Source organism: Streptomyces sp. NPDC044063 (assembly GCF_056434285.1).
Genome location: NZ_JBWKFM010000003.1, coordinates 1 through 12,169, shown reverse-complemented (window position 1 = coordinate 12,169; position 12,169 = coordinate 1). Strand labels below are relative to the sequence as shown.

Annotated in this window: 12 protein-coding genes; 4 read left to right on the top strand and 8 right to left on the bottom strand. The window is 72.6% G+C overall.

Going from position 1 to position 12,169, the window contains the following annotated elements:
• The first annotated feature begins 8 nt into the window (after positions 1-8).
• A complete protein-coding gene (locus AC07BS_RS05310) occupies positions 9-353 on the top strand; it encodes a hypothetical protein (protein ID WP_478930356.1) in 345 nt (114 codons plus the stop codon).
• A 73-nt stretch (positions 354-426) separates the two neighbouring features.
• Here the strand turns inward: AC07BS_RS05310 and AC07BS_RS05305 are convergent, their stop codons facing one another.
• Genes AC07BS_RS05305 through deoC form a run of 3 tightly spaced genes read right to left on the bottom strand, consistent with a single transcriptional unit; the run spans position 427 to position 3,790 of the window.
• Positions 427-1,317 carry an aldehyde dehydrogenase family protein gene (locus AC07BS_RS05305; RefSeq protein ID WP_478645988.1) on the bottom strand — a complete coding sequence of 297 codons (891 nt, stop codon included), beginning with the start codon at positions 1,315-1,317 and terminating at the stop codon, positions 427-429.
• Positions 1,314-2,801, bottom strand: coding sequence for an aldehyde dehydrogenase family protein (locus AC07BS_RS05300; RefSeq protein ID WP_478930663.1), 1,488 nt, complete (start codon positions 2,799-2,801; stop codon positions 1,314-1,316). Before AC07BS_RS05300 ends, AC07BS_RS05305 begins: the two co-directional genes overlap by 4 nt.
• Positions 2,798-3,790 (bottom strand): deoxyribose-phosphate aldolase, encoded by a 993-nt coding sequence (deoC, locus tag AC07BS_RS05295; RefSeq protein WP_478646712.1) that lies wholly within the window; start codon positions 3,788-3,790, stop codon positions 2,798-2,800. The genes AC07BS_RS05300 and deoC overlap by 4 nt, the downstream gene beginning before the upstream one ends.
• Positions 3,791-3,969: 179 nt before the next feature.
• On the opposite strand from deoC, the gene AC07BS_RS05290 reads away from it, so the two are divergent.
• Positions 3,970-4,611 carry a PH domain-containing protein gene (locus tag AC07BS_RS05290; protein ID WP_478645987.1) on the top strand — a complete coding sequence of 214 codons (642 nt, stop codon included), beginning with the start codon at positions 3,970-3,972 and terminating at the stop codon, positions 4,609-4,611.
• A gap of 253 nt (positions 4,612-4,864) precedes the next feature.
• Here the strand turns inward: AC07BS_RS05290 and AC07BS_RS05285 are convergent, their stop codons facing one another.
• From AC07BS_RS05285 to AC07BS_RS05275, 3 genes are all read right to left on the bottom strand, one after another.
• The gene (locus AC07BS_RS05285) at positions 4,865-6,550 is read right to left on the bottom strand and encodes a phospho-sugar mutase (protein ID WP_478930353.1); all 1,686 of its coding nucleotides are present in this window, start codon (positions 6,548-6,550) and stop codon (positions 4,865-4,867) included.
• A 287-nt stretch (positions 6,551-6,837) separates the two neighbouring features.
• The gene (locus AC07BS_RS05280) at positions 6,838-7,659 is read right to left on the bottom strand and encodes a purine-nucleoside phosphorylase (RefSeq protein WP_478645982.1); all 822 of its coding nucleotides are present in this window, start codon (positions 7,657-7,659) and stop codon (positions 6,838-6,840) included.
• A gap of 101 nt (positions 7,660-7,760) precedes the next feature.
• On the bottom strand, positions 7,761-8,198 hold the full coding sequence (locus AC07BS_RS05275) for a gamma-glutamylcyclotransferase family protein (protein ID WP_071965776.1): 438 nt from the start codon (positions 8,196-8,198) through the stop codon (positions 7,761-7,763).
• A 154-nt stretch (positions 8,199-8,352) separates the two neighbouring features.
• Here AC07BS_RS05275 and AC07BS_RS05270 point away from each other — a divergent pair, with 154 nt between their 5' ends.
• Both AC07BS_RS05270 and AC07BS_RS05265 read left to right on the top strand, forming a co-directional pair.
• Positions 8,353-9,801, top strand: a complete 1,449-nt coding sequence (locus AC07BS_RS05270) for an NAD(P)H-quinone dehydrogenase (RefSeq protein WP_478645980.1) — start codon at positions 8,353-8,355, stop codon at positions 9,799-9,801.
• A gap of 159 nt (positions 9,802-9,960) precedes the next feature.
• Positions 9,961-10,935, top strand: a complete 975-nt coding sequence (locus tag AC07BS_RS05265) for a DeoR/GlpR family DNA-binding transcription regulator (protein ID WP_478646709.1) — start codon at positions 9,961-9,963, stop codon at positions 10,933-10,935.
• A gap of 54 nt (positions 10,936-10,989) precedes the next feature.
• Here the strand turns inward: AC07BS_RS05265 and AC07BS_RS05260 are convergent, their stop codons facing one another.
• Together AC07BS_RS05260 and AC07BS_RS05255 are read right to left on the bottom strand one after the other, a co-directional pair.
• A complete protein-coding gene (locus AC07BS_RS05260; protein ID WP_478645978.1) occupies positions 10,990-11,577 on the bottom strand; it encodes a TetR/AcrR family transcriptional regulator in 588 nt (195 codons plus the stop codon).
• Between the two features lie 179 nt (positions 11,578-11,756).
• On the bottom strand, positions 11,757-12,169 hold a 413-nt coding region (locus AC07BS_RS05255; RefSeq protein WP_478930350.1), incomplete at its 5' end, for an acyl-CoA carboxylase biotin carboxyl carrier protein subunit.

Sequence of the window (12,169 nt, the reverse complement as noted above, 5' to 3'; positions counted from 1 at the left end):
GGGTGACCGTGTCCGCCGGCGCGGCCCTCGTCGCGGCCGGCGCGGCGGAGGCCCAGGCCGGGCCGCAGCCGCCCCGCGCCCAGTTCGGCCGAACGGACGTCGGGGCGGCCTTCGAAGGCACCGCCATCGCGCTGCAGAAGTCCGTGGAGGGCCTGTCGCCCGTGGTGAAGACGTTCAAGTACCACCCGCTCGCCGGTACCGGCGTGGACCCGCTGGACAACGGCGCCAGCACCCAGGTCTCCAACTTCAAGCCGGTCAGCACCAAGCCGGTGACGGCGCCGGTGACGAACCGCGGCCAGGTCCAGGACCTGCCCGTGGCGGGCCAGGTGCTGGGCGGCGTGCTGCCGGGCTGAGCGGCCCCCGCACGACGACGGCGGGCTCCCCCTCGTGGGGAGCCCGCCGTCGCGCGTTCGGACCGCGGAGCGCTCAGTAGGACGAGCCGCCCGCGCCCAGCGACCCCGTGGGGTGCCAGACGGTCTTCGTCTCCAGGAACGCCGTCAGCCGGCCCGTGCCCGGGTCGGCGGCCCAGTCCACAGCCTGTGGACGGACGACGCGCTTGAGGTTGTCGGCCGCGGCGACCTCCAGGGCCTTCGCCAGCTCGGCGTCGGCTCCCGCCAGGTCGATCGCGTTGACGTCCTGGTGCGCGGCGAGGGACGGGGCGATCTCCGCCGCCTTGCCGGACAGGATGTTGACCACACCGCCGGGCACGTCGGAGGTGGCGAGCACCTCGCCCAGCGACAGCGCGGGCAGCGGGGCCCTCTCGGACGCGATCACCACGACCGTGCTGCCGCCGGCGATCACCGGGGCGATCACGGAGACCAGGCCCAGCAGCGAGGACTCCTGCGGGGCCACCACCGCCACCACGCCGGTCGGCGCGGGGGAGGAGACGTTGAAGAACGGCCCCGCCACGGGGTTGGTGCCGCCCACGACCTGGGAGATCTTGTCCGTCCAGCCCGCGTACCAGACCCAGCGGTCGATCGCGGCGTCCACCTGCGCGGCGGCCTTGGACTTCGACAGCCCCTCGGCGTCCGCCACCTCGGCGACGAACTGGTCGCGGCGGCCCTCCAGCATCTCGGCGACGCGGTAGAGGATCTGGCCGCGGTTGTAGGCCGTGGCGCCCGACCAGCCGCCGAAGGCCTTGCGGGCCGCGACGACCGCGTCACGGCCGTCCTTGCGGGACGACAGCGGCGCGTTGGCGAGCCACTTGCCCTTCGAGTCGGTCACCTCGTACACCCGCCCGCTCTCGGACCGGGGGAACTTGCCCCCGACGAACAGCTTGTAGGTCTTGAAGACGCTGAGACGATCAGACTGATTCATCGGTCGCGCTCACCCTCTCGCTCGCTGCGCTCGGTCGAGGCCTCGGCTGCTCCAGCGAGGTAGGCATCCAGACCGTGACGGCCACCTTCGCGACCGAAGCCCGACTCCTTGAACCCGCCGAACGGCGAAGTCGGATCGAACTTGTTGAACGTGTTGGCCCAGACGACGCCCGCGCGCAGCTTGTCGGCGACGGCGAGCATCCGCGAACCCTTCTCGGTCCAGATGCCGGCCGACAGGCCGTACTCCGAGTTGTTGGCCTTGGCGACGGCCTCGGCCGGCGTGCGGAAGGTCAGCACCGACAGCACCGGGCCGAAGATCTCCTCACGGGCGATCCGGTGCGCCTGGGAGACGTTCGTGAACAGCGTCGGGGCGAACCAGTAGCCGTTGGCCGGCAGGTCGCAGGCCGGGGCCCAGCGCTCGGCGCCCTCGGCCTCGCCGCTGTCCGCCAGCGCCCGGATGCGGGCCAGCTGCTCGGCGGAGTTGATCGCGCCGACGTCGGTGTTCTTGTCCAGCGGGTCGCCCACCCGGAGGGTGGACATCCGGCGCTTCAGGGCGTCCAGCAGCTCGTCCTGGATCGACTCCTGCACCAGCAGGCGCGAACCGGCGCAGCAGACCTGGCCCTGGTTGAAGAAGATGCCGTTGACGATGCCCTCGACGGCCTGGTCGATCGGCGCGTCGTCGAAGACGATGTTGGCGCCCTTGCCGCCCAGCTCCAGGGTGAGGCGCTTGTCCGTACCCGCGACGGTACGGGCGATCTGCTTGCCGACGCCGGTGGAGCCGGTGAAGGCCACCTTGTCGATGCCGTCGTGGCCCACCAGGGCGGCGCCCGTCGAGCCGTCGCCGGTCAGGATGTTGACGACACCCTTCGGCAGGCCCGCCTGGCGGCAGATGTCCGCGAAGAACAGCGCCGACAGCGGCGTGGTCTCGGCCGGCTTCAGCACGACGGTGTTGCCCGCCGCCAGCGCCGGGGCGATCTTCCACGCCAGCATCAGCAGCGGGAAGTTCCACGGGATGACCTGGCCGGCGACGCCCAGCGGCCTCGGGTCCGTCCCGAAGCCCGCGTGGTCCAGCTTGTCGGCCCAGCCCGCGTAGTAGAAGAAGTGCGCGGCGACCAGCGGGAGGTCCGCGTCGCGCGTCTCCTTGATCGGCTTGCCGTTGTCCAGGGTCTCCAGGACGGCCAGCTCGCGCGAGCGCTCCTGGATGATCCGGGCGATCCGGAACAGGTACTTCGCGCGCTCGGCGCCCGGCAGCGCCGACCACTTCTCGAACGCCTTGCGGGCGGCCTTCACCGCGGCGTCCACGTCCTCGGCCGACGCCTGCGCGACCTCGGACAGGACCTCCTCGGTCGACGGCGAGACGGTCTTGAAGACCTTGCCGTCGGAGGCCTCGCGGAACTCGCCGTCGATGAACAGCCCGTAGGACGGGGCGATGTCGACGACCGCGCGCGACTCCGGCGCCGGTGCGTATTCAAAAGCCATGATCAGTCCACCGTCACGTAGTCGGGACCGGAGTAGCGCCCGGTGCTCAGCTTCTGCCGCTGCATCAGCAGGTCGTTGAGAAGGCTGGAGGCACCGAAGCGGAACCATTCGTTGGTCAGCCACTCCTCGCCCACGGTCTCGTTGACCAGCACCAGGAACTTCATCGCGTCCTTGGTGGTCCGGATGCCGCCCGCCGGCTTCACGCCGACCTGCACGCCGGTCGTCGCGCGGAAGTCGCGCACGGCCTCCAGCATCAGCAGGGTGTTGGCCGGGGTGGCGTTCACCGCGACCTTGCCGGTCGAGGTCTTGATGAAGTCGGCGCCCGCGAGCATGCCCAGCCAGGAGGCCCGGCGGATGTTGTCGTACGTCGACAGCTCGCCGGTCTCGAAGATCACCTTCAGCCGGGCGGCCGTGCCGTCCTGCCGGCGGCAGGCTTCCTTGACGGCCTTGATCTCCTCGAACACGCTCAGGTAGCGGCCCGCGAGGAAGGCGCCGCGGTCGATCACCATGTCGATCTCGTCCGCGCCGGCGGCGACGGCGTCGGCCGTGTCGGCCAGCTTGACCGGCAGGGCCGCGCGGCCGGCCGGGAAGGCCGTCGCGACGGAGGCGACCTTCACCTCGGAGCCGCGCAGGGCCTCGGCGGCCGTGGCCACCATGTCGGGGTAGACGCAGATCGCGGCGGTGCGCGGCGTGTCGCGGTCCGTCGGGTCCGGGTTGAGGGCCTTGGCGCACAGTGCCCGGACCTTGCCCGGGGTGTCGGCGCCCTCGAGGGTCGTGAGGTCGATCATCGAGATCGCGAGGTCGATGGCGTACGCCTTCGCCGTCGTCTTGATCGAGCGGGTGCCGAGCGCCGCGGCGCGGCCTTCCAGCCCGACCGGGTCGACGCCGGGGAGGCCGTGCAGGAAGCGGCGCAGCGCACCGTCGGAAGCGGTCACGTCCGCCATCGACGCCAGTCGCTCCGCGGCCTCGTTGCCGTGTGAGGGAACAGTGGGCATGGTCACCCGATGAGCATATCTACGCGCGTAGCGCGTGTCACCCCCCGCGGCGCCCGGCCTTTGTTGCGACTAGGCCACGGCTGGGGGCGTACCAGCTGTGGAGGCCCGGTTCCCGGTCGCCACGTCCGCGTCGTCATCCGTGCCTCCGGTGTTCCCCCGCGTGGGGCACAATCGGCGGCATGACGAGCTCCCCGCAGGCCCCTGACCAGGAACACGCCGACCGGTGCTACCGCTCCGCCGCCGGCATCGGCAGCGGCGTCCTGCTGCTTGCGCTGATCGGCTGGCTCGGCGGCGACGCCGTCCTGCGCGGCAAGGGGGACGCGCCCTGGCTCGCCCTCGCGGGACTGCTCTTCGCGGTTCCGCTCGTCATCGCCTTCACCGTACGCCCCGCCGTCTGGGCGGGCGAGGACCGGCTCCTCATCCGCAACCCCTTCCGCACCATCACCCTGCCCTGGGCGTCCGTCGACGCCGTCCGGGCCGGTTACTCCAGTGAGGTGCTCGCCGGCGGATCGAAGTACCAGCTCTGGGCCATTCCGGTGTCCCTGCGGCAGCGGAAGGCCGCGGCGCGGCGGGCGGCGCGGGACGCGGCCCACGACCTGCCGGACGTCTCGCGTGCCTCGCGCCTCTCGCGCGGCCGTGGTCAGGAGGGGCCGCTCCGGGCGCCGTCCGACCAGGCCATCGAGGACCTGCGGGAGCTGGCCGAGCGGTGCGCCGGGCGGGAGGGGGCCCAGGGGGCGCCGGTGGTCCGGTGGGCGTACGAGCTCCTCGCGCCGGCGGTGGTGGGGCTGGTGCTGTTCGTCGCCCTGGCCGTCGTGGGGTAGCCCCCTGGTTGGTGGGTGGTGCCGCGTAGTCGGTGGGCCGGGGCCCGGGGGCTCCGGAGGGTGCCGTGTAGTCGGTGGGCCGGGGCCCGGGGGCTCCGGAGGGTGCTCCGGAATCGGATATTTACGGGCCCCTCCGCCCGGCGTCATGGTTGCCCTGCTCCAGGCCCACAAATATCCGGCAGCATTCCGGAACACCCTCCTGCGCCCCCGGTCCCCTCCCGCCGGTGGGCACCGGCGGGAGGGGGGTGGGGCTCTAGATGCCCGCGGCCTTCGCCACGTCCTTCTTGATCGCGTCCAGAACCGTTTGCGCCGTGGCCCGCGCGTCCGTCAGCGCCACCGCCGACGCGACCGGGACCACGACCTCCAGGTAGCACTTCAGCTTCGGCTCCGTGCCGCTCGGCCGGACGATGACGCGCGCGCCCGACACGGTGCCCGTCTCGTCGCCCGCCAGGGCGTACCGCAGGCCGTCCGTCGGCGGCAGCGACTCCGTGCCCTTCGTCAGGTCCTCCGCCGAGACCACGTGCAGACCCGCCAGGACGGCCGGCGGCTGCTCGCGCAGGCGGCGCATCGCCGAGGCGATGAGGGAGAGGTCCTCGACGCGCACGGACAGCTGGTCGGTGGCGTGGAGGCCGTGCTCGACCGCCAGGTCGTCCAGCAGGTCGCTGAGCGTCCGGCCGGTGGCCTTGAGCTCGGCCGCCAGCTCGGCGACCAGCAGGGCGGCCGTGATGCCGTCCTTGTCGCGGACGCCGGCGGGGTCGACGCAGTAGCCCAGCGCCTCCTCGTAGGCGTAGCGGAGGCCGTCCACGCGGGCGAGCCACTTGAAGCCCGTCAGCGTCTCCTCGTAGGCGACGCCGGGCGCGGCCGCGGCGATGCGGGAGAGCAGCGACGAGGAGACGATCGTGGTCGCGAACGAGCCGGCCGCGCTCTTGTGGACGAGGTGCGTGGCGAGCAGCGCGCCCACCTCGTCGCCGCGGAGCATGCGCCAGCCCTCGGCGGTGCCGGGGGCGGGGACGGCCACGGCGCAGCGGTCGGCGTCGGGGTCGTTGGCGATGATGATGTCGGGCGTCCTGCCCGCCTCGGCGGCCGCGCGGGCCGTCGCGAAGGCGAGGTCCATGGCGCCCGGCTCCTCCGGGTTGGGGAAGGCGACCGTCGGGAAGTCGGGGTCGGGCTCGGCCTGCTCGGCGACGACGACCGGGGCCGGGAAACCGGCGCGGGCGAAGGCGGCGGTCAGGACGTCGCGGCCGACGCCGTGCATGGGCGTGTAGACGACGTCGATGTCGCGCGGCGAGCCGCCGGTCAGGACGGCGTCGGTGCGCTCCAGGTAGGCGCCGACGACGTCGTCCTCGCTCAGCGTCTCCCAGCCGGCGGACGGGCGCGGCACGTCGTCCAGGCTCGCGACGGCGGCGATCTCGGCGGCGATCCCCGCGTCGGCGGGCGGCACGATCTGGGAGCCGTCGCCCAGGTAGACCTTGTAGCCGTTGTCGCGCGGCGGGTTGTGGCTGGCGGTGACCTCGATGCCGGCGACCGCGCCGAGGTGGCGGATGGCGAAGGCGAGGACCGGGGTGGGCAGCGGGCGGGGGAGGAGGGCGGCCTTGAGGCCGGCGCCCACCATCACGGCCGCGGTGTCCAGGGCGAAGTCCGCGGACTTGTAGCGGGCGTCGTAGCCGATGACGACAGTGCCGCCGGTGTGGCCCTGCTGCTTGAGGTACGCGGCCAGGCCCGCCGCGGCGCGGATGACGACCGCGCGGTTCATGCGCATGGGGCCGGCGCCGAGCTCGCCGCGGAGGCCGGCGGTGCCGAACTGCAGGGTGCCGGCGAAGCGGGCGCCGAGCTCGGCGACGTCACCGGCGTCGATGAGCCCGGCGAGCTCGGCGCGGGTGTCGGGGTCGGGGTCCTCGGCGAGCCAGGCCTGGGCCTGGGCGATGAGGTCTCGCTCCACGGGTTCTCCTCCGGAGGGGTTCGGGGATGCGCAGGTGCGGTGCGCGTGCGGGTGCGTGGTGGTTTGAGGGCCGGCCCTTCCGGGGGCTGGGTCGTTCACGGCACGGGCCACACGTTCGGTTACCCGGAACGGCGCCGCGAATATCCCGTCACGCCCCCTCCCGCCGGTTCGCCGGCCCGGCCGGTCGGCCGGGTGGGCGCAAAAAGCTCCGCGCCGGAGGCGTAGGGGCCCCCGGCGCGGAGCGGCCGGACCGGTGAGGTCTCGGCGGAACGGCCGGACCGGTGGGGTCAGAGCTTGGGCAGGACCTGGGCGAGCAGGGAGCCCATGCGGGCGGCGGAGTCGCGGCCGGCCTGCAGGACCTCCTCGTGGTTCAGCGGCTCGCCGGTCATGCCCGCGGCGAGGTTGGTCACCAGGGAGATGCCCAGGACCTCGGCGCCGGCCTCGCGGGCCGCGATGGCCTCGAGGGTGGTGGACATGCCGACCAGGTCGCCACCGAGGGTGCGGACCATCTTGATCTCGGCCGGGGTCTCGTAGTGCGGGCCGGGGAGCTGGACGTAGACGCCCTCCTCCAGGGTCTCGTCCACCTCCTTGCACAGGGCGCGCAGACGGGGGGAGTACAGGTCGGTGAGGTCGACGAAGTTGGCGCCCACGATCGGCGAGGTCGCCGTCATGTTGATGTGGTCGCTGATCAGGACCGGCTGGCCGGGGCGCATGCCGTCGCGGAGGCCGCCGCAGCCGTTGGTCAGGACGATGGTCTTGCAGCCCGCGGCGGCGGAGGTGCGCACGCCGTGGACGACCGAGGCGACGCCGCGGCCCTCGTAGAAGTGGGTGCGGCCGAGGAAGACCAGGACCCGCTTGTCGTTGATCTTGTAGGAGCGCACCGTGCCCGCGTGGCCCGCGACGGCGGCGGCGGAGAAGCCGGGGAGCTCGGTGACCGAGAACTCGACCTCGGGGGCGCCGAGGGCCTCGGTGGCGGGGACCCAGCCGGAGCCCATGACCAGGGCGACGTCGTGGGTCTCGGCGCCCGTGAGCTCGCGGAGACGAGCGGCGGCGGCGTCGGCCGCGGCGTACGGGTCGGCCTGGATGTCGGGGGTTACAGAAGCGTTCACGCGGACGAGGGTAGCCGCTTATGGCCTACGCGCGTAGATGTCGCTGGTTACGGTGTTCCGATTGTTGCTTTGTGCTTTGCGACGAGATGGAATCGTCACCTTCAGCACGGACGCTTGCGGAGCTCCATGACGTAGTCGTGGGGCGCCCCGGCGGATTCCGCGGCGTCCGCGATCTCCCCGAGGTAGCGGGCGGAGGGCAGACCGCCCTCGTAGCCGTTGAGCACATAGACCCAGGCTGGCTCCTCGCCGTCGAGGGTGTGCACACGGACACGCATGCGGCGGTAGATGTCCAGGCCCACGCCCTCCCAACGGTCCATCGAGTCCTCGTCCATCGGGGCGATGTCGTAGAGCGCGACGAAGACCTGCGAGCGGGGGGCCTCCACGATGGTGGCGAGCGCGCCCTCCCAGCCCATCTGCTCGCCGCCGAAGGTCAGCCGCCAGCCGTTGAGCCAGCCGGTGCCGCGCAGTGGTGAGTGGGGTGCGCGGCGCGTCATCAGCCGCGCGTCGAGGTTGCCGGCGTACGCGGCGTAGAGCGACATGGTTCCGAGGGTACGGGAGTGAGGCGGGACGGCATTTGGGGTGGCAATCTCGAAGGGAGGTTCGTTCGGAACTTTCCGGCGGATTTCGCTCGCCCCGGTGCCGGGGATCGCGTAGGGAGGCCCCGGAAGGAGTCGCTTCGATGGGTACGGGACAATGGAGTACGTGACTCGGATCGTGATCATCGGTGGCGGACCCGGCGGCTACGAGGCGGCGCTCGTCGCCGCTCAGCTCGGCGCGGAGGTGACCGTCGTCGACTGCGACGGTCTGGGCGGGGCGTCGGTGCTGACCGACTGCGTGCCCTCGAAGACGCTCATTGCGACGGCTGAGGTGATGACCACCTTCGACTCCTCGTACGAGGAGCTGGGGATCATCGTCGCCGACGACACGCCCCCGCTGGAGCGGGCGGCCGGCGTCGTGGGCGTGGACCTCGGGAAGGTCAACCGCCGTGTGAAGCGACTCGCGCTCGCGCAGTCGCACGACATCACGGCCTCGGTGACCCGGGCCGGCGGGCGCGTGCTGCGCGGCCGCGGGCGGCTGGAGCCGCAGCAGGCGGCCGACGGGTCGCGGCACGTGGTCGTGCGGGCCGCCGACGGCACCGAGGAGACGCTCGTCGCGGACGCCGTGCTGATCGCCACCGGCGCCCACCCCCGCGAGATCCCGGACGCGCTGCCCGACGGCGAGCGCATCCTGAACTGGACGCAGGTCTACGACCTGGACGAGCTCCCCGAGGAGCTCATCGTGGTCGGCTCGGGCGTCACCGGCGCCGAGTTCGCCGGCGCCTACCAGGCGCTGGGCTCCACGGTCACGCTGGTCTCCAGCCGCGACCGGGTGCTGCCCGGCGAGGACCCCGACGCCGCGGCCGTCCTGGAGGACGTCTTCCGCCGCCGCGGCATGAACGTCATGGCCCGTTCGCGCGCCCAGTCCGCCAAGCGGGTGGGCGACCGGGTGGAGGTCACCCTCGCCGACGGCCGCGTGATCAGCGGCACCCACTGCCTGATGGCGGTCGGCTCCATCCCCAACACGGCCGGCATCGGCCTGGAGGAGGCCGGGGTCCGCCTCACCGAGTCCGGGCACATCTGGACGGACAAGGTCTCCCGGACGAGCGCCCCCGGCGTCTACGCGGCCGGCGACTGCACCGGCGTCTTCGCGCTGGCCTCGGTCGCCGCGATGCAGGGCCGCATCGCCATGTACCACTTCCTGGGCGACGCGGTGACGCCGCTCAATCTCAAGACGGTATCCGCGAACGTATTTACGGATCCGGAGATTGCGACGGTCGGGTACACCCAGGCCGACGTCGACAAGGGTCTGATTGACGCCCGGGTCGTGAAGCTTCCCCTGCTGCGTAATCCGCGGGCGAAGATGCAAGGCATTCGCGACGGTTTCGTGAAGATGTTCTGCCGCCCCGGTACGGGCATCGTGGTCGGTGGTGTGGTGGTGGCCCCGCGCGCGAGCGAGCTCATTCATCCGATCTCGATCGCGGTCGACAACAATCTGACCGTCGAACAGATCGCGAACGCCTTCACCGTCTATCCCTCGCTGTCCGGCTCCCTCGCCGAGGTGGCGCGGCAGTTGCACACGCGGAAGACGCAGCGCGAGGCGTAGCGGGACACGGGGGGACCGGCTTCCGGTCCCCCTATACCACTTCTCGGGCCGGGCAACGGGCGACTTACGTTAATTGCTGCAACCTGCTGAAAACAGATGGTCGTTGGCGTTACTGTCGGTTTCGTGTTCGCTGCAGAACGTCGTCAATTGATCCTCGAAATGGTGCGGGCCAACGGAGCGGTTTCGCTCCGCGAGCTCGCCCGCGTCGTCCAGACCTCTGAAGTGACCGTACGGCGGGACGTGCGGGCGCTGGAGGCCGAAGGACTGCTCGACCGCCGGCACGGCGGTGCGGTACTGCCGGGCGGATTCACCAGGGAGTCCGGCTTCCCGCAGAAATCCCATCTAGCGACCGCCGAGAAGACGGCCATCGCCGATCTCGCGGCGAGCTTCGTCGAAGAGGGCGAGGCCGTCGTCGTCGGCGCCGGTACCACCACGCAGGAGCTGGCCCGCCGGCTCGCCCGGGTACCGGGACTGACCGTGGTGACCAACTCCCTGCTCGTCGCGCAGGCCCTGGCCCACGCGAACCGTGTCGAGGTCGTCATGACCGGCGGCACGCTGCGGGGGTCGAACTACGCCCTGGTCGGCAGCGGTGCCGAGCAGTCCCTCCAGGGGCTGCGGGTCTCCCGCGCCTTCCTCTCCGGCAGCGGGCTGACCGCCGAGCGCGGGCTGTCCACGTCCAACATGCTCTCCGCGAGCGTGGACCGGGCGCTGGTGCAGGCGGCGGCCGAGGTCGTGGTCCTCGCCGACCACAGCAAGCTCGGCACCGACACGATGTTCCAGACCGTGCCCACGGACGTGATCACCAGACTCGTGACCGACGATCCGCCCGCCCACGACGACCGGGCCGCCACCGAGCTCCAGGCGCTGGCCGACCAGGGCGTGCACATCTCGGTCGCGGGGCCCGGCGCGGGGTCGGGCCCCGCGACCGGCGCGCTGCACGGCGATCCGGCACCGCCGGCCCGCCGGCGCGACGTGCCGCCCCTGCCGGGACAGCGCAGAGGCCTGCCGATGGGGCACGGCCAGCCGCCCGGCCCGGTCCAGGGCGGGCCGCCGGGCGCGCAGCTGCGCGGCGCGGTCTCCCTGGGCGAGCAGGCCGGGGCACGGGTCGCGGACCTGGCGCCGCGCCGGCGGTGAGCGGCCGGGCCCCGGCGGTGCGGGGCCTTGCCGGGCCCCAGGGCCGGCCAGGCCCTAGCGCCGCGACTTCAGGCCCGTCAGCGTCAGGGTGAGCAGGCGGTCGGCCAACTCCGGGTCGTCCGGGGACTGTTCGACCGCCAGCGAGATGGCGTTGGTCAGCTGCATCAGGTCGGTGATCTCCACGTCCTCGCGGATGGCACCGGCCGCCTTCGCGCGGGCGAGCAGCGTGTCGCCCGCGTCGCGCATCGGCAGGCTGCACCGCGACATCGCCGACGCCTCGTCGGTCTGTGCCGCCATCAGCGCCCGGGACAGGCCGCGGTAGGTGCTGGCGTGGGTCACGATGGCCCGCAGCCACGCCACCAGGGCCCGGCACGGCTCGGGGGACGCCAGGAGCTCGCGCGAGCGGGCCAGCAGCCCGTCGACCTCGCCCTGGAAGACCGCGCTCATCAGGGCCGTGCGATTGGGGAAGTGCCGGTAGAGCGTCCCGATGCCGACGCCGGCCCGCTTGGCGATGTCCTCCAGCGAGGCGTCCGTGCCGTGCTCGGTGAACGCCGTACGGGCCTCCGTGAGCAGCCGCTCGTAGTTGCGCCGTGCGTCCGCGCGCATGGGTCGTGGTGACGTCTGCGCCGTGTCGGTCGCCATTGCGTCCGTCCTCCCGGTCGGTGGCTTCGGGGGTGGCTCTGGGCCCACGGTCCCCGCCAGTCAAGGATGCCAGGCCGCCACGGCGGCCGGACCGCGAACGCCCACGGGCCCCGGCCGGTGCGGCCGGGGCCCGTGGGGCGGCTGGGGACCGCGTACGGTCCCCCGGGGCATACCCCGGATCAGTCCTTGATCTCGCAGATGACGGCGCCGGAGGAGAGGGAGGCGCCGACCTCGGCCGTGATGCCCTTGATGGTGCCGCTGCGGTGGGCGTTGAGCGGCTGCTCCATCTTCATGGCCTCCAGGACGACGACCAGGTCGCCCTCGTTGACCTGCTGGCCCTCCTCGACCGCGACCTTCACGATGGTGCCCTGCATCGGGGACGCGAGGGCGTCGCCCGAGGCGGCCGAGCCGGACTTCTTCGCCGCGCGGCGCTTGGGCCGGGCTCCGCCGGCCGCCGCCGTACGGGCGATCGTCATGCCCAGGGACGAGGGCAGGGAGACCTCGAGTCGTTTGCCGCCGACCTCGACGACGACGGTCTCGCGGCCGGGGGTTTCCTCGTCCTCGTCGGTGGTGGCGCCGGTGAAGGGGGGGA